The following is a 21,767-nucleotide window of genomic DNA, read 5'->3' as shown; positions in this document are numbered from 1 at the left end:
AAGGAGCAAACACCTTAATTATAGTGTGCCCCTCGCCTAGCGTTTGACCGACAAAGCGGTCTGCGTCATGCGACTACGAACCGTGAACACCCCGTCTCCCGAGAGAATCGCGCTGCGCGCAAACAGCCGGCCGCTTTCCCAGTTCGAAAGCCCCAACTCCGGCTTGTTCAAGGCGTACTGCCCGTCGACCCAACGCGTGATGCCGTTACCGACAAACGGAGCATTGACCGCGTTGTAGAAACGCTCATGCGCCGCGTCATTCTCACTGATCAACGACACCGTGAACTGCGGGCTGTAGCGATTGAACAAGGCAATGGCACGGTCCAGGTCATCGACGATCATCAAGCTGGCTTCCGGGGTTTCTTCCCATTCCCACTCGCGACCCAATTGATCCTCCGGCAGTGGCTCGGCCATCGCCTCGGTCCGGTAACCTTCGGCGCGCAATACTTCGACGCTCGCACTCAACCAGTGCGTCGGCAAGCACGACTCGCTGCCTTCGACGATGTGCAATTTGCAGCCCTGGGCCCGCGCGCTGCCGGCTTGTTGCAATGCATCGAGAAACAACGGCACCAGATCGGCGGCGCGGTCGCGCTGGATCAGGCAGACGTTCATCGTGTTGCAGACCTTGCGGTCCAGAGAATTGCGCACCACGGCGGCGAAACGCGTCGCGTCGGCGTCCTTGTCAGCGATCAGCCAGGCGCCACCAGTGCCATGCAGGCTGACGGCGGTGCCCGCCTGTTGAGCGATGCTGCCCAATTGACTGACCGCACGCCCTGAACCTCGGGCCACGGCCAGGGACAGACGCCGGTCAGCGAACATCGCCCAACCGGCCGCATGATTGACGCTTTCGACCAGCGATACCGCGCCGACCGGCAACCCGGCGTCGCTCAATGCCGGATTCAATGCATGGGTGACGATCGCCTGGGCGGTGCCCAACGCATCGCTGCCAATGCGCAGCACGGCGGTGTTACCGGTGCGCAAGACACCGGCGGCGTCGGCAAACACATTCGGTCGGCCTTCGAAGACAAACGCGACGATGCCCAGCGGCGACACCACTTGTTCGACTTTCCAGCCGTCATGTTCAACGCAACTGATCACTTTGCCGCGTGAGGCCGGCGCATCGCGCCAGGCCCGCAGGCCGGCGATCATGTCGCGGCGCATGCGCTCATCGGCCAGCAAACGCGTGGTGGAACGCCCGCGGGCCTTGGCCCGTTCGATGTCGGCGAGGTTGGCGGCCGCGATCAAGTCCCAGCATTGCGGGGTTTCCAGACGCTGGGCAAAGAGGTCGAAGAAGGTGCTGATCGCTTGATCCGACACCGCTGACATCGCGGTGAATGCGGCTTCTGCTCGCTCGATCGCCACGCTGGCCGCTTGCTGGTCGGCCACCGGAATCAGCAACAATTCGCCGCTGACCTGCTCCACCAGCAGGTGGTCCCCGGGCTGAAACCGCGCGGCCAGTTCGGGGCTGACGACCGTGACACGATTACCGGCAAAAGGAATCGGCGTGCCAGCGACTAGACGTTCGAGCGCAAGAGACATGAAGCGGTTTCACCATGCAGGGGGGCGGCCGGAAAATGTATAGGAAATTGCCCGGAGCGTCACGCGCCGGACCGGCCGGCACCACACAACCTCAAACCCACCACAAATCCCCTGTGTGTTGTGGCTATGTATCAGTGTGTGTACAGCCAGCCTCCTGACACACCTCGCCCATAAAACCCCGCTGCAACGACACATCGCAGATACACCCGCTTGATGAACTACGCCAGTCGATTGGCCACGCCGATCAAAGCGCTCAACTCACTCAAGCTACGGAGTATCACCATGTTCAAACTCTCGACTTCTTCCCTGACCCTCGGCCTGCTCATCGCGGGTGGCCTGGCCCTGTCGAACGTCGCTTCGGCGTCCGAATCCGAAGCGTTCAGCATGAAACAACTGACGCACGGCTACAGCCAGGCTCATGCCGACACGTCGGAAAAACCCGCCGAAGGCAAGTGCGGCGCCAGCGAGTAACCCATCGCGCGGGGCACGCCGTTGCCCCGCATTCCTGACCAGACGGAAATCATGCCAATGAACACTTCAATTTCTTCGGCCGTGAAAGGCCTGCACCTGAACCTCGACCGTGCCGGCAGCTGGCTCGCGCCCCTGACCTTGCGGTTGTTCATCGCCTGGGAATTTTTTGAGTCCGGCCTTGAAAAATGGAACGGCGAAAACTGGTTTGCCGATATCCAGGACCGTTTTCCGTTTCCATTCGACCAGTTGCCGGCCACGCTGAATTGGGAACTGTCGATGTGGGTCGAGCTGATTGGCGCACTCGCCATTCTGGCGGGCCTTGGCACGCGGATATCGGCGATCAGTCTGATGGTGGTCACGGTTGTCGCCACCGCTGCCGTTCACTGGCCGGCCGATTGGTCTACATTGAGTGAGCTTGCCCAGGGTTACGCCATCAGCAACAAAGGTCACGGCAACTTCAAACTGCCGCTGATCTACCTCGCCGCCCTGATGCCATTGTTGCTCTCGGGTGCCGGCAAGCTGAGCCTCGATACGCTGCTGGCGCGATTTTTCTGGCGCCGTCACAATCGTTGAGATGCTACCGTGGCAAGCTTCACCCTACACCTCACTTGCGTAGACAGGAGCCACCATGAGCGTAACCACCCAATGGATCGAGATCGACAGCGACGACGGTAAATTCGGCGCTTACCTGGCCATTCCGCATACTCAAAATGGCCCTGGAATCGTATTGATCCAGGAGATCTTCGGTGTCAACGAGCACATCCGCTCGGTCGCCGAACAATACGCCGCTGATGGTTATCTGGTGATCGTGCCGGACCTGTTCTGGCGCAGCGGCCATCGCATCGAATTGACCTACGACGAAGCCGGCTGGAAGCGCGCCGTCGAGTTGATGAACGCCACCGACATCACCCAGGCGCAGGCCGACATCAAACTGGCCATCGACGCCCTCGATGCGCAACCAGGTCTGGACGGCGGCATCGCCTCCATCGGTTATTGCTTCGGTGGTTTGTTGTCCTACCTCACCGCCACCAATGGCTATGTGGATGTGGCGGTTGCCTATTACGGCGGCGGTATCCAGAATCACCTGGACCGCGCCGATGACATCGAAGTGCCGCTGTTGATGCACTTCGGTGAAGCAGACAGCCATATTTCGCTGGAAGCCGTGGAGACAATCGCCGAGCGTTTCGACACCAACGATAACGTGGAAATTGTCGTGTACCCGGAAGCTGAACACGGCTTCAACTGCTCGCACCGCGACAGCTATAACCAGCGCGCAGCGGCTGAGGCGCATGGCAATACGTTGATTTTCCTGGGTCAGGAGCTCTGACGCAAACGAACCGGTGGTGCGGATGACCTTCGCACCACCGGGCTCGCCACGCGCTACTTCGCTACATCGATCGATACGATCGTCGCCGTCGCCCCTTCAAGCTGAAACTCGAAGTTCACCTGGTCCCCCACCTTCACCGCAGCCAATTGCGCCTCTGTAGCCTTGAACCCCATGGTCATCGGCGGCCACTTCACCGCGGGTACGGCACCGTGGGCGATGGTTACCGTGTGCTTGGCACTGTCGATTGACTTCACGGTACCCGCCGCCTTGGCAACCGGTGCTTGCGCTGTTTGCGCCTTCATCGGCTGACCGTCCATGGCCATGTCATCCATCTTCATGCCGGGCATATCCGCTGCGTGGGCAGAAAGAGAAAGAGCAATCACCGTGCTTGTTACTGCGATCAGAGTCAGTTTCATTGGGCGTTTCCTTGAGCTTTAGGGTTTTTTGACAGGAGCGGACGACGGCGCATCAAGCGATACGCCGCCGGAATCACAAACAGTGACAGCAAGGGCGCGGTGATCATGCCGCCGACCATGGGCGCGGCGATGCGACTCATGACCTCGCTGCCGGTGCCACTGCCCAGCAGAATCGGCAACAGGCCGGCAATGATCACGGCCACGGTCATGGCCTTGGGTCGAACCCGCTGCACTGCACCTTCACGAATCGCTGCCACCAACCCGTGTTCTGTCCGGTCGCCAGCGTCTTCGCGCTCAGCCCAGGCATTTTTCAGGTACAGCAGCATGATCACGCCAAACTCGGCAGACACCCCGGCCAGCGCAATGAAGCCAACGCCGGTGGCCACCGAAAGATTGAACCCCAGCCCATAGAGGAACCACGCTCCGCCCACGAGTGCAAAAGGCAGCGTGGCCATAATCAGCAAGGCCTCGTCGAAACGGGCAAAGGTCAGATAAAGCAGGACAAAAATGATCAGCAGCGTGGCCGGCACCACCAGTTTTAGCCGCGCATTGGCCCGCTCCAGAAACTCGAACTGCCCGGAGTAGCTCAGGCTCATGCCGGGCTGCAACGTCACCTGTTCAGCAACGGCCCGGCGCAAATCGGCGACCACTGACGCAATGTCCCGCCCACGCACATCGATGTACACCCAACCGGAGGGCCGGGCGTTTTCGCTCTTGAGCATCGGAGGCCCATCCGTGACCTTGATTTTCGCCACCGTGCCGAGGGTGATCTGACTGCCCAGAGGCGTGTAGATCGGCAATTGCTCCAGTGAGCCAAGGGAATCACGCCACTCTCGCGGATAACGCACATTGATCGGGAACCGCGCGCGCCCCTCGATGGTTTCTCCTACGTTTTCACCCCCGATGGCACCCGCCACGATCGATTGCACGTCGGCGATGTTCAGCCCATAACGAGCGGCCGCCTTACGGTCGATGTCCACATCGATGTAACGCCCGCCGGTCAATCGTTCGGCCAGCGCAGAGCTGACACCCGACACCCCTTTGGCGACCCGCTCCACGCCTTGCGTGACAGCATCGATTTGCGCCAGGTCATTGCCCGCAACTTTGACCCCGATGGGGCTTTTGATGCCGGTGGCGAGCATGTCGATGCGGTTGCGAATCGGCGGAATCCAGATATTGGTCAGCCCCGGCACACGGACCACGCGATCCAATTCTTCCACGAGTTTTTCCGGGGTCATACCGGGGCGCCACTGATCCTGGGGCTTGAACTGAATGGTGGTTTCGAACATCTCCAGCGGGGCCGGATCGGTGGCGGTCTCGGCGCGCCCGGCCTTGCCGAACACGTGCTCGACTTCCGGGACGGTCTTGATCAGGCGATCGGTTTGTTGCAGCAGTTGCGCAGCTTTCTGTACTGACAACCCCGGCAATGCGGAGGGCATGTACAGCAAGTCGCCTTCGTCCAGCGGCGGCAGGAACTCGCCTCCCAGGCGCGACATCGGCCACACCGCGCTGACCAACACCAGCAACGCCGCCAGCAGTGTGATCTTTGGCCGGCGCAACACCGCGTCCAGCGCCGGTTGGTAGAGCCTGATCAACCAACGGTTGAGCGGGTTTTGTTGTTCATTGGGGATCCGTCCCCGTATCCAGTAACCCATCAACACCGGCACCAATGTTACCGACAGCCCTGCCGCAGCCGCCATGGCATAGGTTTTGGTGAACGCCAACGGACCGAACAGACGCCCCTCCTGCGCCTCCAGTGTGAACACCGGAATGAACGACAGCGTGATGATCAGCAGGCAAAAGAACAGCGCCGGCCCCACTTCCACCGCCGCATCGATCATCACCTGCCAGTGCCGCTCACCCGTCAGGGTTTCGCCCGGATGAGCCGTGTGCCAGGCTTCGATTTTCTTGTGGGCGTTTTCGATCATCACCACGGCAGCATCGACCATGGCGCCAATGGCGATGGCGATCCCGCCCAGGGACATGATGTTGGCGTTGATCCCTTGATGGCGCATCACGATGAAGGCGATCAACACCCCCACCGGCAACGAGATGATCGCCACCAGCGCGGAGCGCAAGTGCCAGAGGAAAATCCCGCACACCAGGGCCACGACGATGAATTCTTCGATCAACTTGTGGCTGAGATTTTCCACGGCGCGATCGATCAATTTACTGCGGTCGTACGTGGTGACGATCTCCACACCCGCGGGCAAGCTGCTTTTTAGCGCATCCAGCCTGGCCTTGACCGCAGCGATGGTTTCGCTGGCGTTCTTGCCGCTGCGCAAAATCACCACGCCGCCGACGGTCTCGCCTTCGCCGTCGAGTTCCGCCAGGCCACGGCGCATTTCCGGTCCCTGTTGAACGGTTGCCACATCGCCAAGGGTGACGGGCACGCTCCCCACACCGAGCTTGAGAGGAATGGCCCGAAAGTCATCGAGGGTTTTCAGATAGCCCGAAGCCCGCACGATAAATTCGGTCTCGGCCAACTCCAGCACGGCGCCACCGGTTTCCTGATTGGCCTTGCCAATGGCGTCGGTGATTTGCGCCTGAGTAATCCCCAGACTGGCCATTTTCAAAGGCTCGAGTTGCACCTGATACTGTTTGACCATGCCACCGACCGTGGCGACTTCGGCGACATTGGGCAAGGTCTTGAGTTCGAACTTGAGGAACCAGTCCTGCAAGGCCCGCAGTTGCGCCAGATCGTGACCACCGCTGCGATCCACCAACGCGTATTGAAAGATCCAGCCAACCCCGGTGGCGTCCGGTCCCAGCGCGGGTTTGGCGCTGGCGGGCAGACGACTCTGCACCTGACTCAGGTATTCCAGCACCCGTGAACGTGCCCAGTACAGGTCGGTTCCATCCTCAAACAACACGTACACAAAGCTGTCACCGAAAAAGGAATAGCCGCGAACGGTCTTCGCCCCCGGCACCGACAACATGGTCGTTGCCAGTGGGTAGGTCACCTGGTTCTCGACAATTTGCGGCGCCTGGCCGGCATACGGTGTGCGAATGATCACTTGGACATCGGACAGGTCCGGCAACGCATCGATGGGTGTGCTCTGTACCGACCACACGCCCCACGCCGTGACGAACAGCGTCGCCAGCAGCACCAGGAAACGGTTGGCCACGGACCAGCGGATCAGTGCGGCAATCATGGCTGGCCTCCGCTTTTTTCCAGCGGCTGCACGACAATGCCTTTGAGGCTGGCTTCGGAGTCGAGCAGAAACTGCCCCGACGTGACCACCTGCTGGCCCTCCTCCAACCCCTTGAGCACGGCCGTTTGGCCGTCGCTTTCCGGCCCGGCTTGCACTTCCACCGGACGGTAGTGCCCGCCCTCTTCGGCCAGCATCACCAGCACCCGCCGGCCCGTACGAATCAAGGCTTCACTCGGCACCTGCAACGTGGTGTCGGTGGCGCCTTGCAAACGCACCTGCACCGTCAACCCGGGACGCAAGCGTCCCTCGCTGTTAGGCAGTTCAATGCGCACACTGACCGTGCGGCTGTCCGCAGTGACTTGCGGCAGGATCGCACTGACCGTCCCGTGCAGCACCGCCTGCGGGAACCCCGCCAGCCGGGCTTCCACGGTTTGACCGGTCTGGATTGACCCTGCGGCCGATTCCGGCACCGCCACCGTCAGCCAGACGCTGTTCAGGCCATTGACCCGGGCCAGTGTTTCTCCGGCGGCCAGGGTCATGCCGACGCGCACGTTCAGTTCCTGTAGCGCCCCGGCAATCGGCGTGGTGATCGTTTGGCTCGACTGTACCTTTGCATTGCGTTCAACCTGGTCAATCAACGCGGCCGGCATCCCCGTCAGGCGCAGACGTTGCCGGGCGGCAGCCAACAGACCGGGATCACCCAGGCGTTTGAGCGCCAGAAACTCCTCTTGGGCGCCAGCCCATTCCGGCACCAGAATGTCCGCCAATGGCGCCCCCGCCTTGAGCACATCGCCCGGCGCACGGGCGTAAACCCGTTCGACGAAACCCGGCGTACGCGCTTGAATCACCGCCACATCCCGCTCGTTGTAAGCCAGCACACCGGCAGCCTCAAGGCTCGATGACTGAGTGCCGCGACTGACTGTCGCCAGCCGCAGACCGAGATTCTGCGTCACACTCGGGTCGATCTGGAGGGAGGCCGTATTGGCCGTGTCGTCGGCGTAGCGCGGCACCAGCTCCATTTCCATGAAAGGCGACTTGCCGGGCTTGTCGAATTTCTGCTGCGGGTACATCGGGTCGTACCAGTACAAAGCCTTGCGCTCGTCCCCGGCCATGGTGCCTTGATTCGTCGTTGCAGATTGATGAGCGAACCAATAACCGCCAAGACCGCCCAGCGCGATAGCGCCTGCAAACCCTGCCACGCTTTTTATGCGGCTCATTGGCCAGTCTCCCCGTAGGCGAAATACAGCCGGGCGCTGGTCAGCGCTTTCTGTTCGTTGATGTCGATCTGCTTCAAGCGGGCCTCGATCAGTTCACGCCGGGAAGCGACAACCGCTGACACATCGCTTTTGCCCGCCCGGTAACTGGCGAGGGTCAACTCGGCTTTTTCCGTGGCCAGCGGCAACACACTTTCCTGTGTGCGACGCACCGCGCGGTCCAGGCGTTCGTACTCGGCCAATTGCGCCTCCAGTTGCTGGGTGTGTTCGCGAGTCAACGCCTCACGCTCGGCTTCAAGTTGATTGAGCTCGGCCCGTTTGGCAGCGATCTTCGGGTTCTGCCGCGTCTCGGGAAACAGCGGCAGGTCGAAGGTGAATTGCACACTGACCATGTCGCCGAACTCACGCCCGCGCTTCTGGTAATCGAGCTCCCAGCTCCAGTCGGATTGCTTCTCGGCTTCGGCTTCGCGGACTTTGGCTTGCGCTTGCCGGGTCATGGGCGCGAACGCTGCCAACTCCGGGTGATGCTCGAGTTTGTGCACATAACCCGAGGTATCGATGGGCCATTGCGGCCAGTTGCCGGTGGGTTGCTCATTGGCCGCAGGACCGATCCAGCGCTTGAGCGCCGCACGCGCCTGGGCTCGCTGTAACGTCAATTGGTCCTGCTGCTCTTCCAGTTGCACCGCTTCCTGCCTGGGCGTCACGGCATCGGCCGGTTGCGCACGACCGCTGGCAATCTGCGCGCGAACGATGTCGGCCAGCAGACGGTTCTCGCGATAAAATTCCTGGAACAGCGCGTGTTTCAGCTCGACGGCATAACTGTCGATCCAGGCCAGCGCCGTGGCCTGACGCACAGTTTGGCGCTCGACCCGCCCTTGCGCAGCGGCCAGGTCTACAGCCGCTTCGGCGACTTCGGTGCGCGCCCGGCGCTTGTCGCCACTGGGCATTTCCTGCATCACACCGACCATTTGCATGGTCATGAAGTCGTGGTCCAGCGTGCCCCGATCAGGGCCGCCGACCGGAAAGTTTTGCACCCCCAGCAACAGCTTCGGGTCGGGCAATTCACCGGCAGGAATCGCGGCGCTTCGGGCCGCCTGGAGTTTTTCTGCTTGAGCGGTGAGCGACGGCGCGTTGTTATCGGCCAGCCGCAAGGCTTCATCGAGGGTCAGTGGGGCAGCGACGCACGGCAACGCCAATACACTTGCCGCCAGGGCCGCCGCGAGCGGCCACCCCGTACGAAAGCACATGAGTTTCATGTCTTGAATTCCTGTCATGATCCGCGGCGCGCTTTAACAGGCGCGCAGCAACGCCATCCCGCACAGGCGGAATGGGGCTCAACGTGGAACAGGAATTAGGCGCGAGGGGGTCGCCATACCCCGGACGGGGTCTGGACAGGCAGCGCATCCGCGAAGAATGTGGCTATCACAGGGCTGAACAGATTAACGGGAGGTTTGATGATCGAGACTTGCAGAAGGGCACCGGTCTTGCACTCCTGACCCGGCTTGCAAGGTTTGCCATGGTCTGGCGCGGTGCTCATGTCCTGGCAGCAGTCCATGCCCATGTCACCCATCATCGACATGTCCATGGTTTTCATCGGACAAGGTTCTGCAGGTGCGGAAACGCCCGCCATTCCACTCAGGGGAAGCGCGAGGCTGATCAGGAAAATCAGGCAAAACCGCAGATAGCGTTTCATGGGGCTGGAGTCTAGCGCAGGCCACTGCGGGTTCAAATACCGGACAACAAAAAATGGCGTAACCGGAGCTGCACGCGATGACAGCCCCGGCACGCCAGTACGTTTACCTGGTCACACCTCTTCCACTGGTGCAGCCACCGCCAACGTCGGCTGGGCATTGCGTTCATGAACATGGCGATGCGGTGTGCGGTCGATGTTCAGGCTGAGGATTTCCGGACGGCTGTAGTGACCGCGACCATCCATTTGACGTTTACGGATCTCGATCTCGAACAAATCGATGTCAGCGATGACTTCGCCCTCGCCTTCGGTCAACGCGCCGATGACTTCGCCTTGCGGATCGATGATCGCGGTGTAGCAACCGCCGGAAATCGGACCGATCTCGCAGCCGGTGTCGGCCATGATCTGGGCTTGTTGTTCCGGGTACAACCAGGCCGTCGAGTTGACCACGAAGCAGGCCGATTCCAGGGCGTGCATGCGGATGCTGACTTCCATCTGGCGGGTAAACCGTTCACCGGCAAATGAACCGGGGTACATCGCGGCGTGAATCTGTTCGCCGTCTTCGATCAGGGCGTAACGCGCCAGCGGGTTGTAATGTTCCCAGCAGGCCAGTTGCCCGATGCGGCCAACGGCGCTGTCCACCGCTTTGAGGCCAGAGCCATCGCCCATGCCCCAGATCATGCGTTCGTGATAGGTCGGCGAAATCTTGCGCCGGGCCTGGATCAGGGTGCCGTCGGCATCAAACAGCAACTGCGTGTTGTACAGGGTGCTGCCATCGCGCTCGTTGACGCCGATGGACACCACCATGTTGGCCTCCTTGGCGGCCTTGCCGATTTCATCGGTGGTCGCAGAAGGCACCACCACCGCCTGATCGAGCAATTTGTAGTGCTCGGCACCCATTTTGAAAGGCGCCTGCACAAAAGAAAAATACGGGTAGTACGGGACGATGGTTTCCGGGAAAACGGCGAACTGCACGCCCTTCTCGCCGAGTTCGCGAATCTTGTTAACCACCTTTTCTACAGTGCCTTCACGGCTGTAGAGCACAGGTGCGATTTGGACGGCAGCAGCTTTGACAATGGTCATGGCGGTGATCTCACTGAGGGTTTGGGCTTCAACGAGATAAAGATTACGGCAATCATATTTTGTCTTAAATGCCGAATACACCACCTTTTAGGACATGCCGATTATCACGTCCGGTTCGCGCGCTGAATCACCTGCGGCGGCTGCCCGAACGCGCGAATAAACGCCCGACGCATGCGCTCACGGTCGCCAAAACCGGTTTCGGTGGCGACCACATCAATGGCGTGCCGCCCGGTTTCCATCATCAGCCGCGCGGCCTCTACCCGCAGGTTTTCGACAGCTTTGGCCGGTGATTGCCCGGTTTCGGCCTGGAACACCCGACTGAATTGCCGAGGGCTCAGATTGGCCGCCTCGGCTAATTGCTCCACCGACAACGCCGACTTCAAGTGTTGCTTGGCGTAGGTCAATGCCGCCTGGATGCGGTCGGTCTTCGGTTCGAGTTCCAGCATCACCGAAAACTGCGACTGCCCCCCTGCGCGGCGGTGATACACCACCAGTTGCCGGGCCACCGTGCGCGCCACGTCAGCACCGAGGTCTTTTTCCACCAACGCCAGGGCCAGGTCGACACACGCACTCATGCCCGCGGCGGTCCAGAGGTTGCCGTCGTTGATGAAAATACGGTCCTCCTCGACGAGCACCTTCGGATACGCCCGTTGCAAGGCCGGCGCATGGCACCAATGCGTGGTCGCCCGCCGCCCGTCCAGCAAACCGGCCTCGGCGAGCGCGATGGCGCCGGTGCAGATCGAACCGATACGGCGAGTGGTCTGGCTGGCGCTGCGCAAAAACGCCACCACGCCGGGCGACGTCGGACGAATCACGTTGTCGCCCATCACCAGCAGCGTGTCGAAAGTGCGCTGATCGAAAGCGCTGGTTTCCACGCCGAAACCGGCGGAGGTCTGCACCGTGCCGCCGTGCTCGGACAGCAGTGAAAGGCTGTACACCGGCTCGGTGGTAGTGTTGTTGGCCAGCTCGAAAGTGGCGCACATGGCGAGGCCGAGTACCTGGAAGCCGGGGTAAACGATGAGTCCGATGTTGTGCACGGCTGACGACCTTAAAAGTGGCATAAGGGGTTTCAGGCCATAAAAGGTGGACTCTACGCCACTTGGCATTCTGGACAACAGGCTTTGCGATCAATGGATCGAACAATGCCGTTATGCAACTTCCTCAACCCGTTCTATTTCGCGTTAAGTTTCATACTTGTGTATTGGCCACGTTACAACTTACAGGGCAATAACACGCTCAACTAAAAGAACTAAGCACTCAACAAAACCAACTTGTAAAACAGGTCTATAAATAACCTAGTAGCGTCGGCCATTCGAGGGATGGGCCATGGACAGCAACAAGGATTCCGGTACTAACCTGGCGTTCTGGCTGCCGGGCAGCGCAGTCATCTTCAGTCTGGTCGTCTCTACGTTTGCACTGACCCGCGAACCGTTCCTTGAACCGCGCCCCATCGGTGCACAATTTCAAGCGCAGTTGCCGATCGAAGCGCGGTTATGGCAGGACCCGTTTGATGCGCTGGAGCGTTATCGCAAGAAACTTAACGACATCGATAGTCCGGATGCCGCGAATTTATGCGCGCCCAGGGTTTCCCCGCCGCCCGGAGCGCCCACCCCGCCCGACATCATGGTTTCGCTGGTGGAAGGTGGCCCCTACGCTGACGAAGTCGAACGCCGACGCCGCACTCGTTATGCTCTGCTTGCCGGGTTTAAAAACTCTCATCGTGTGCCGGATCAAGAGCAATACATCCATTGTTTGAGACTGGCGGCCGATCTGTCGGTTGATCCTTCGCCGGACCAACACTTCATCGATGTGCCCTACGAAATATTCGTTTCCAATCCATTCGATCCACCAAAATCTCTTGAAGGCGCTCCCCAGCCCGCCGAGCAGACCATCGTGTTCTGGCTGAAACAAGACGCACTGGGTTCACAGCCATTGCAGCAACTGGAAAAGCTGCGCCAGAGCCTGGCGTGTAGCACTCTCGAAAGCAGTTACCCATTGGCCTGCACAGGCGTGCCTGACAATCGTACTGTGCTGAAAGTCATCGGCCCCGCCACTTCAACCGTGCTGCGGGCTATGTATCAGGATGACGCCAACGCCCGGGCAACACCCAATGTCGAGATCTACTCGCCCCTGGCCACTGCGGACAATTTGACACTGACTAACCACCTCAATGTTCCCGACCCGCCGCCACCGCGCGAATACGACATGAAGCTGCTGCGAACCGTCAACGACGACGGCACCATGGCGCAATTGATGCTGGCGGAACTGAAGCTGCGCAATGTTGATCCGGCCACCAGCCTGCATTGCAATAAAGAAGGCGGCTTGCAGCGAGACGGAAAAACTTGCGTACAGAGCAGTTGGTCGCTTGCGCCAGACCGAATCGCACTGATTTCCGAATGGGACAGCTTTTATAGCCGCGCACTGATCGAAAGTTTCAAGACCTGGGTTGCCGACAATGCAGGGTTTAGTGAACAAGGCGACAAGGCATTTGTCGACAAATGGGTTTTGCGTTTCAGCTATCTACGGGGCCTCGACGGACGCCTCCCCGAGGAAGCCGCGAGCAATGACAAAACCGCCAGCAGCGATGCCAGCAAAAATAACAAGGACGCCGGCAAAATTGACCTCAGCCCACTGGAGAAAGCCGATGGAAACTCCCAGCTCGACTACCTGAGACGCCTTGCCGACCACATCGCACGCGAGGACGCAGCCTATCGACGAGACGGCATGCCCGGCATTGGCGCAATCGGCATATTAGGTGTCGATACCTACGACAAACTTTTGGTGTTACAGGCGCTCAAGAGTCGAATGCCTTACAAACTGTATTTTTCCACGGACCTCGACGCGCGCATGCTGCAACGAGGTCAGGCGGAAACCACCCGCAACCTGGTACTGGCGGCGCCTTATGGGCTGACGCTGACGCGCGCTCTGCAACAAGACGTGCCGCCATTTCGCGACAGCCTGCAAAGTTCGGTGTTTGTGGCCGTTCAGGCGGCATTGGCGCCGCAATCGTTCCATGACAAGCGAGAGAAATTCGACTATTCAACATCGAAGCTATTGCCCGGCATTTATGAGGTGGGCATCAACGGTTTTATTCCGCTGGCGAGCCCGATAGACCAAAAGCGCACACAGAAATGCAACGTACAGTCCGAGTCGAACCGTTCGGATCAAGAAATACATCCGCACGATTTGATGTCCTTAGACTGCCTTCAGGACCCGTCACCCCTGTCCTACCCTGGAACCTCCAAGTCAGTGCGCGAGCACTTCAAAAGAACTCAATCGCTTTTCTTGGCCGGCCCGCTGACGTTTGTCCTTCTTCTACTGGCCGGGTTCGTCGTCTGGCGCTGGATCTCGGGGCCGGAAATGGCCACACAAACGAAGCTGGCCTGGGCACGCGGCGTGCCCATGACGCTGTATATGATCGCGGTAGCCTGTGCATTTATCGCCACCCACTTCTGGTATGTCGGGTTTCTCTGGGGCACGTTTTTGCTGATCCTGCTGGGCATCATCACCTCAAACCGGATCCGTCGCCTCGAGCGGCTGGCACAAGACAATAACGCGACGGCCAGCGCCAGCAGCGGCGTGTACGATTCCCCATCGTGGTACATCGTCGTCCCCCTCGTCGTATTTGTCCTCGCGTTGATGCTGGCGTACCAAAAGCGCGGCCCCTTGACGAACTATGGGCTCGGCGAGCCGATGTTCCTGTTTGAAGGCATCAGTGCCTGGCCGACGGTGGGACTGCGCGTCACCGCCGTGCTGATCTCGCTTTCGGCACTGGCATGGGGCTGGCGCAACCTGCGCGTCAACAGGGTCGAGATAGAACGCACCTATCAATTGCACGCATTCATGCGCAGGTATCGATTGGGGTTGTGCCGCCAGGTACTGCACTTTTTCCATAAAGGCAGGCGCTGGAACTTTCGTCGCTGGTGCAATGAATTTGGGTATTTCCTGCTGCTGATTTTTTTCCCGCTGGTCAGTACCAATGACAACTGGTCAAAGACTTGTACAACTATCCAGGCCAACTGCGACGACGAACGAAAAATGATTTCCATCGCACGCTTCTGGGGTGAGCACTGCATCTGCGGAGCGTTCGGCGCCCGCCTCTTGCGCGCTCTGCTCGCGACCTGGGTGTTCATCGTGGTCACCAGCGTCTTGTTTGTGATCTGGCCAATGGAACAGGTTCCGGTGCGCGGGCAATCGATGATGTGGATGTTCGTCTGGCTGATCCCGACCCTGGCGTTCCAGGTGCTGGTGTTCTGGGTCGTGGATGCCAACCTGCTGCTGACACGATTCATACGGCACCTGAGCAATCACCACGCGATCTGGCCCGAAAAGCTGCAGCAGGAACACGGGAAAATCTTTGGCGTTCTCAGACACCCCTGCATCGATGAATGGGTGGATTTGCAACTGATCGCCAAGCGCACCTCAGCGGTCAGCCGCCTGATCTATGCCCCGACGGTGGTCATGTTGATTCTGTTGGCATCGCGCAGCAGCCTGTTCGACAACTGGCCGACGCCCCCCAGCGTGGTCATTTCATTCCTGCTGACCACGCTGATCCTGCTCGCGTCCGCACTGTCGCTGCGTCGGGCGGCCGAAAAGGCTCGTACGCTGGCACTGCAGCGTATCGATGCCTATCTGCTGGAGACCCCCAAAAAGCCGGGCTATTACGAAAAATTCCAGATGATCCGCGACCGCATCGCGACGCTCAATACCGGTTCGTTCTCCCGCTACTCCGAAGACCCGTTGATTCGTGCGTTGTTGCTGTCGCTGACCGGTATTGGCGGCTCCGCCATTGTCGATGCGTTGAACTACGCGAAGTTCTGACGTCCCATCAGGGCGTTCCACCGAGCGCATGACGCCAATGGACTTCCCCCTGCTCCAGCGGTTTAATCGCAACGGACTTCAAGCACAACAAGGGACAACCATGTTCGATATTTCCATGCAGGACAGCGCCGCACCCGATGGCGTTTGCTACGGCTGCGGCAGCCGTAACCCTCACGGGCTGCACGTCAAAAGCCGCTGGGATGCCGATGGCGTACACGTGGTCGCCGAGCACCTGCCCGAGGCCAAATATTGTGGCTGGCCGGATCTGGTGTACGGCGGGCTCATTGCGATGTTGGTTGATTGCCACTCGAACTGGACCGCCATGGCTTACCACTATCGGGCCGAAAACCGCGAGCCTGGCTCACTGCCGCGTATCGACTGCGTCACCGGCAGCCTTGGCATCAAGTTCATCAAACCGACACCGATGGGCGTTGCGCTCACCTTGCGCGCCAGGGTCGAGGGTGACGTCGGGCGCAAGAGCCGGGTGATTTGCGAGGTGTACGCCGACGACGTGCTCACGGCAGTGGGCGACTCGGTGTTTGTCCGGGTCGATACCGGCCAACTGGCCGCTGTGGCGCATGGTCGCGAAGTGTAGAGCGCTTGAACCTCAGGGTCGGCCAATTTACTTCGCCGACCCGTCATGCGGCTTGTAGAACACGAACAAGCCGATGCTCGCCGTTTTGATGTACTTCTTGGCCCAGACCGGCTTCACCGTCTTGTCGTGGAAATACATCGCGCCGCCGGTGCGATCCGGTAGCTGCTTATTCAGCGCCTTGCGCGCGATTTCCTTGGCCAGCCCATATTGGTTTTCTTCCTGGACCGAGTCCGACTTCCCGTCGCACCACCAGGAGAACTGGCAACTTTTGGTTTCGGAGCCTTGCTTGACCACCCCGCACACGGTATCGGGAAAACCCTCATGGCCGAGGCGGTTCATCACCACATTGGCAATCGCTTCCATGTCGATCTTGTCCTTGCCTTTGGCTTCCCAGTAAATGGAGCGGGCCATGCAGGTAATCGCATCGTCCAACGGGGCCTTGCCGGCCGGGTCGACCGCCTGGACTTCGGACGGGGTGATGGTCTCGGACTTGGGCACCGGCGCATCACTGCCCTTCTCCGCCGCCTTTTGTTCAAGTACCTGCGCCTTGCCTTCCGCCACCTGCTTTTTTTGTTGTTGCTCATCCGCGATGACGTAACCGGCGAAAAGCACAGCAGTGAGAAGCACGGCTATCCATTTGCTGGACATGGTGAAAACACTCTGGGAGGTGTCGGAACAGTGTAGTAGCCAAATCATGTCAACTACTGAGCAACAAACTGCAAAAAGCCATTGCCTTGTACCGGGGGAGTTCGCGCATCATGGGCGCAGTCCGTCCAAGGGGGTTTCCATGCACGTCTTATCATCCGCATTGCGCTTGTCGGGGTTGTCGTTGGGTCTGATGCTTGCCGCAACGGCGATGGCGTCCGAAGAAACGCAACTGGCCGATTCGATCAACGCCTTTCGCAGCCTGTCGCAGCGTTGCGGCGGTCAGGTCTCGCCGGAGTTGCCTCCGCTGACCAGCGATCCGCGTCTGGTATTGCCGGCCAGCGGACAGGTCGACTTGCAGCAGGCCATGGTGCGTGCGTCGTATCCGATGTTCAACGTGCAAGCGATATCCCTGAAAGGCCCGCGTGATGCGCAAGCGGCGATGATGGCGGTACAGGAAAGCTTCTGCCAGGTGGTGCTGGACCCGAAATTCATCGACATCGGCGTCAGCCGCCAAGGCACCGACTGGCGCATCGTGCTCGCCCGCCCCCTGTTGACCGCGCGCCTGGGTGATGCCGCCGCCGAAGGCCAGAAGCTGTTGGTCGAGCTCAACGCCGCGCGCAGTACACCCCGTCAGTGCGGCGGCCAGCCATTTACCGCGACCACGCCGCTGGCCTGGAACGCCACCCTCGCGTCCGCCGCCGAAACCAACTCGCGGGCCATGGCCAACAACAACTATTTTGATCACAAGGACCGCGACGGTCGCACGCCGGGAGACCGGGCGGAACTGGCGGGCTATGTCTATCAGCAGATCGGCGAGAACATCGCCGCCGGGCAAGACTCCGTGCGCAAGGTCGTCGACGGTTGGCTGGCCAGCCCCGGTCATTGCGCCAACCTGATGAATCCGCAGTTCCGTGAATTGGGCGCGGCTTACGCGGTGGACCCGAAAAGCGATTCGGGGATTTACTGGACGGCCATGTTCGGTACGCAGTAGCCGAGTCGGTCAGAGCGGTGCTGCACCGCTCTTACAGCGTTTGCTGACTGTTGCCGACGGTTTTGGCCTTTTCGATGGCCCAGTCCATCGCGTCCTCCATGTCCAACAGGTGCGGCGACGGATGGTGGTCCTCTTCAATGACCGAACCGTCCGGCCGGTACACACCGATCAACATTTTCAGGGAGCCGTCTTTCAGTATCTCGGCCTTGACCCTGATCGAGCATCCGTTGGAAAGCGTCTCCTTGTGTTCCTCGTGGCGTTCAGTCATCGCTGTCTCCCTCTCATTGTGAATGGATCGGGCCAGTCATTCTTTTTGAGCGTAGTAGAAGTTCATCGTCGGACGGCACCCGGTGGTCACGGCGATGAACCTGCCGAGACAGCGGCGTAATGCCACCTATACTCCTTCCCACCAACCCCGCCCGGGGCCTGCACGATCAACAATAAAAAGCAGAGGTGGAACATGGTTTGGCAACAAGTCTACGACCCCTTCAATAACCCGGTGCTTTCCACGCTCATGGCGGCAGTGCCGGTGGTGGTGATGCTGGCATCTCTGGCGTTTTTCCACATCAAAGCGCACATGGCCGCATTGTTCGCCTTGGCGTCCGCCTTGCTGATCGCAATTTTCGCTTTCGGCATGCCCGCGAACATGGCCGGTTCGGCGGCGCTGTTCGGTGCCGCCAACGGTTTGCTGCCGATTGGCTGGATCGTGCTCAACATCATCTTTCTGCACCGGCTGACCACCGAAAACGGCTCGTTCAAAGTGCTGCAGGACTCCATTGCACGCATCACCGACGATCGACGCCTGCAGTTGCTGCTGATTGCCTTCTGTTTCGGTGCCTTCTTCGAAGGCGCGGCCGGTTTCGGTACGCCGGTGGCGGTGACCGGTGCGATCCTGATCGGGCTGGGCTTCTCGCCCCTCGCCGCGTCCGGCCTCGCGTTGATCGCCAACACGGCACCGGTGGCCTTCGGCGCGCTGGGCACGCCCATCATCACCCTGGCCAAAGTGACCGGGCTGGATGAAATGGAGCTGTCGATGATGGTCGGTCGGCAGCTGCCCTTCTTTTCGGTGCTTGTACCGTTCTGGTTGATCTGGGCCTTCGCCGGTTGGCGCAAGATGCTGGAAATCTGGCCGGCGATTCTCGTGGCGGGGGTCAGCTTCGCGATACCGCAATTTCTCGTGTCCAACTACCACGGCCCGATGCTCGTGGACGTGATCGCCGCGCTGATTTCCATGGCCTGCCTGACGGCTTTTCTCAAGGTGTGGAAACCGGCCTCGGTGCACACTTCGGCCGCACTGACCGGGCGTGTCGACAACTCGAAAATCGATGCCGAGCATGAACAGAAAACCGCACCCAGCGCGACGTTTGCCAATGATGCCAAGCCTGCAGTGATGCGCGCGTGGATGCCGTGGATCATCCTCACGGTGTTCGTCTTTATCTGGGGCACCCAAGGTTTCAAAAACACCTTTGATACCCGCCCGGCCATCGATCCGCAAACCAGCGCAGCCAAGCTCGACCCGCAAGGCAAACCGATGCGCGAGGCCAACCCGATTTTCGCCCCGATCGTGACGTTCACCACGCTGCACCTGCAAGTCGAGAAAGTGCCACCCGTGGTGCCGGCACCGAAAACCGAGGAAGCGATCTATAAATTCACCTGGTTCACCGCCACCGGCAGCGGCATCTTGCTGGCGGCAATCCTCGGTGGCTTGCTGATGGGTTACTCCATCCCGCAGCTGATTCACCAGTATCTGCGAACATTGTGGGTGGTGCGTTTTTCGCTGATCACCATTGCGGCGATGCTCGCCCTGGGCTTCCTCACGCGTTACTCCGGACTGGACGCCACCATGGGCCTGGCCTTCGCCGCGACCGGCATTTTCTACCCGATGTTCGGCACCCTCCTGGGCTGGCTCGGCGTGGCGTTGACCGGCTCGGACACCGCGTCCAACGTGCTGTTCGGCGGCTTGCAACGGGTGACCTCCGAACAATTGGGGATCAGCCCGGTGCTGATGGCAGCGGCGAACAGCTCCGGCGGGGTCATGGGCAAAATGGTCGATGCGCAATCAATCGTGGTCGCGTCCACCGCAACGCGCTGGTACGGGCATGAAGGGGAAATTCTGCGTTATGTGTTCTTCCACTCCATCGTGCTGGCGATTCTGGTCGGTGGGTTGGTGACGTTGCAGGCGTATGTGGCGCCGTTCAGTCATATGGTGGTGGGTGGGCATTAGTCGGTAGGCCCTTTTGTTTGCCACGACCCGCAAAGAACGTCCGGGTTGTGGCGACAAAACCCACTGTCGGTCGAAGTTTAAGCTGGGGTGCTAAATCATGACTGACGTTGCATTCAAAGATGCGTTCGACATTTATCAGAAGCAAAGCGACAGCATCCATAAACTGTGGGCCTACTTTCAGGTCATCTCAATTGCTGTCTTGGGTTACACCATTGGAAGCGACAAGGGTAAATGGCCAGCTACCACCTACCTGCTGATTGCAGTCAGCTACTTTATTTTTGCAATGGCCAGTCAATGGGTAATTGTCCTGTCACAAAAAGAGCTTCGCAGATTCGGCGAAGCCGTCAGGCTGGCCTCGGATGAAACGGGCCCGGTCGGCAAAAGGCTTGTCGTTCAAGCAGTGAAACCACGGACTGTTCGAATATTCCATGTCCTGTCCACATTGATCGTCCTGGCTGCAATCGGGGTGACCTGGTACTACACGTGCCCAGAACCCACGCCCTGCAAAGCTCAGGCAACGACTGAAAATAAGTGCCCCTGAGACAATCACTGCTTTACTGATTCAAATCCTGACCAAACGGGAAGCGCCCCTATGGACCGCCTAACCGCCAAAGACTTCGCCCCCGAACTGCTCGAACTCTACGACTACTACGCCCATGGCAAGATCAATCGGCGAGAGTTTCTCGATCGTGCGGCACTGTTCACCCTGGGCGGTTTGACCGCCAGCGCACTGCTCGCCTCCCTGAGCCCCAACTATGCGCTCGCCGAGCAAGTGGAGTTTACCGACCCGGACATCTTCGCCGAGTACATCACCTACCCCTCGCCCAAGGGCCACGGCAATGTGCGCGGCTATCTCGTGCGCCCGACCAAAGTCACCGGCAAGGTGCCGGCGGTGTTGGTCGTGCATGAAAACCGCGGGCTCAATCCTTACATCGAAGACGTCGCCCGACGCGTTGCCAAAGCCGGGTTTATTGCGCTCGCCCCCGACGGCCTGAGTTCGGTCGGTGGTTATCCCGGCAACGATGACAAAGGTCGGGAGCTACAAGCGAAGGTCGATCCGGAAAAGCTCATGAATGATTTTTTCGCCGGCATCGAATGGCTGACAAAAAACGACGCGACCACCGGAAAAGTCGGCATCACCGGCTTCTGCTACGGCGGCGGGGTCTCCAACGCCGCGGCCGTGGCGTATCCGGAACTGGCGGCAGCCGTACCCTTTTATGGTCGCCAGCCCAAGGCGGAAGACGTACCCCGGATCCAGGCACCGTTGCTGCTGCATTACGGCGAACTGGACGCAGGCATCAATGAAGGATGGCCGGCGTATGAGCAAGCGCTGAAAGCAGCGGGCAAAACCTACGAGGCCTACATCTATCCGGGCTGCAATCATGGTTTCCATAACGACTCGACGCCCCGATACGATGAAGCCGCCGCGAAACTGGCGTGGGACCGCACCGTGGCGTGGTTTCGCAAGTATCTGGTTTAGGCGGTTGGCCAACGACTGCCGAGGCGCAACAAGCGGAACGCCTGGTCAGGTATCAATTCCTTCGATCTTTTAAATCACGAAGCCGAATTTTTTATTTTTCTTCGACGAATTCA

19 protein-coding genes are annotated in these 21,767 nt (G+C 59.8%); 9 read left to right on the top strand and 10 right to left on the bottom strand.

Going from position 1 to position 21,767, the window contains the following annotated elements:
• Nucleotides 1-36: 36 nt before the first annotated feature.
• On the bottom strand, nt 37-1,539 hold the full coding sequence (locus tag C7534_RS00645) for an aldehyde dehydrogenase family protein (protein ID WP_109784628.1): 1,503 nt from the start codon (nt 1,537-1,539) through the stop codon (nt 37-39).
• Nucleotides 1,540-1,821: 282 nt separating this feature from the next.
• Between C7534_RS00645 and C7534_RS00640 the strand changes: the two genes are divergently transcribed.
• From C7534_RS00640 to C7534_RS00630, 3 genes are read left to right on the top strand one after another with little or no spacing between them, the layout of a single operon-like run.
• On the top strand, nt 1,822-2,010 hold the full coding sequence (locus C7534_RS00640; RefSeq protein WP_109784962.1) for a hypothetical protein: 189 nt from the start codon (nt 1,822-1,824) through the stop codon (nt 2,008-2,010).
• A 57-nt stretch (nt 2,011-2,067) separates the two neighbouring features.
• Nucleotides 2,068-2,583 (top strand): HvfX family Cu-binding RiPP maturation protein, encoded by a 516-nt coding sequence (locus C7534_RS00635; RefSeq protein WP_046027652.1) that lies wholly within the window; start codon nt 2,068-2,070, stop codon nt 2,581-2,583.
• Between the two features lie 55 nt (nt 2,584-2,638).
• Nucleotides 2,639-3,337: a dienelactone hydrolase family protein gene (locus C7534_RS00630; RefSeq protein WP_077430308.1), complete on the top strand. Its 699-nt coding sequence runs from the start codon at nt 2,639-2,641 to the stop codon at nt 3,335-3,337.
• Between the two features lie 53 nt (nt 3,338-3,390).
• On the opposite strand, the gene C7534_RS00625 is transcribed toward C7534_RS00630, so the two are convergent.
• From C7534_RS00625 to C7534_RS00595, 7 genes are all read right to left on the bottom strand, one after another.
• A complete protein-coding gene (locus C7534_RS00625; protein ID WP_046027655.1) occupies nt 3,391-3,753 on the bottom strand; it encodes a copper-binding protein in 363 nt (120 codons plus the stop codon).
• Nucleotides 3,750-6,908: an efflux RND transporter permease subunit gene (locus tag C7534_RS00620; RefSeq protein WP_109784627.1), complete on the bottom strand. Its 3,159-nt coding sequence runs from the start codon at nt 6,906-6,908 to the stop codon at nt 3,750-3,752. Before C7534_RS00620 ends, C7534_RS00625 begins: the two co-directional genes overlap by 4 nt.
• Nucleotides 6,905-8,125, bottom strand: a complete 1,221-nt coding sequence (locus tag C7534_RS00615; protein ID WP_109784626.1) for an efflux RND transporter periplasmic adaptor subunit — start codon at nt 8,123-8,125, stop codon at nt 6,905-6,907. The genes C7534_RS00620 and C7534_RS00615 overlap by 4 nt, the downstream gene beginning before the upstream one ends.
• Nucleotides 8,122-9,378, bottom strand: coding sequence for a TolC family protein (locus C7534_RS00610; RefSeq protein ID WP_109784625.1), 1,257 nt, complete (start codon nt 9,376-9,378; stop codon nt 8,122-8,124). Before C7534_RS00610 ends, C7534_RS00615 begins: the two co-directional genes overlap by 4 nt.
• 95 nt (nt 9,379-9,473) lie before the next feature.
• A complete protein-coding gene (locus C7534_RS00605) occupies nt 9,474-9,815 on the bottom strand; it encodes a hypothetical protein (RefSeq protein WP_077430312.1) in 342 nt (113 codons plus the stop codon).
• Nucleotides 9,816-9,926: 111 nt separating this feature from the next.
• A complete protein-coding gene (locus tag C7534_RS00600; protein ID WP_109784624.1) occupies nt 9,927-10,895 on the bottom strand; it encodes a nitrilase-related carbon-nitrogen hydrolase in 969 nt (322 codons plus the stop codon).
• Nucleotides 10,896-10,999: 104 nt separating this feature from the next.
• Nucleotides 11,000-11,932 carry a GlxA family transcriptional regulator gene (locus C7534_RS00595; RefSeq protein ID WP_109784623.1) on the bottom strand — a complete coding sequence of 311 codons (933 nt, stop codon included), beginning with the start codon at nt 11,930-11,932 and terminating at the stop codon, nt 11,000-11,002.
• 289 nt (nt 11,933-12,221) lie between these two features.
• On the opposite strand from C7534_RS00595, the gene C7534_RS00590 reads away from it, so the two are divergent.
• Complete coding sequence (locus C7534_RS00590; RefSeq protein WP_109784622.1) at nt 12,222-15,716, top strand: hypothetical protein; 3,495 nt, start codon at nt 12,222-12,224, stop codon at nt 15,714-15,716.
• Nucleotides 15,717-15,816: 100 nt separating this feature from the next.
• Nucleotides 15,817-16,311 (top strand): PaaI family thioesterase, encoded by a 495-nt coding sequence (locus C7534_RS00585; protein WP_109784621.1) that lies wholly within the window; start codon nt 15,817-15,819, stop codon nt 16,309-16,311.
• Between the two features lie 27 nt (nt 16,312-16,338).
• Here the strand turns inward: C7534_RS00585 and C7534_RS00580 are convergent, their stop codons facing one another.
• Complete coding sequence (locus C7534_RS00580) at nt 16,339-16,959, bottom strand: cell wall hydrolase (RefSeq protein WP_109784620.1); 621 nt, start codon at nt 16,957-16,959, stop codon at nt 16,339-16,341.
• A gap of 139 nt (nt 16,960-17,098) precedes the next feature.
• Between C7534_RS00580 and C7534_RS00575 the strand changes: the two genes are divergently transcribed.
• Nucleotides 17,099-17,950: a CAP domain-containing protein gene (locus C7534_RS00575; RefSeq protein ID WP_109784619.1), complete on the top strand. Its 852-nt coding sequence runs from the start codon at nt 17,099-17,101 to the stop codon at nt 17,948-17,950.
• A gap of 31 nt (nt 17,951-17,981) precedes the next feature.
• Here the strand turns inward: C7534_RS00575 and C7534_RS00570 are convergent, their stop codons facing one another.
• Entirely contained in the window at nt 17,982-18,218 is a 237-nt protein-coding gene (locus tag C7534_RS00570) for a hypothetical protein (RefSeq protein WP_046027671.1), read from the bottom strand.
• A 192-nt stretch (nt 18,219-18,410) separates the two neighbouring features.
• Here C7534_RS00570 and C7534_RS00565 point away from each other — a divergent pair, with 192 nt between their 5' ends.
• From C7534_RS00565 to yghX, 3 genes are all read left to right on the top strand, one after another.
• The gene (locus C7534_RS00565; protein WP_109784618.1) at nt 18,411-20,174 is read left to right on the top strand and encodes an L-lactate permease; all 1,764 of its coding nucleotides are present in this window, start codon (nt 18,411-18,413) and stop codon (nt 20,172-20,174) included.
• A gap of 97 nt (nt 20,175-20,271) precedes the next feature.
• A complete protein-coding gene (locus C7534_RS00560; protein WP_046027673.1) occupies nt 20,272-20,715 on the top strand; it encodes a hypothetical protein in 444 nt (147 codons plus the stop codon).
• 51 nt (nt 20,716-20,766) lie between these two features.
• Nucleotides 20,767-21,654, top strand: a complete 888-nt coding sequence (gene yghX / locus C7534_RS00555) for a YghX family hydrolase (protein ID WP_109784617.1) — start codon at nt 20,767-20,769, stop codon at nt 21,652-21,654.
• The last annotated feature ends 113 nt before the right edge of the window (nt 21,655-21,767 follow it).

The organism is Pseudomonas sp. OV226, from assembly GCF_003148705.1.
Taxonomy (GTDB): domain Bacteria; phylum Pseudomonadota; class Gammaproteobacteria; order Pseudomonadales; family Pseudomonadaceae; genus Aquipseudomonas.
Note: the sequence above shows the minus strand (reverse complement) of the source record. Positions and strands in the feature narration are given on the sequence as shown.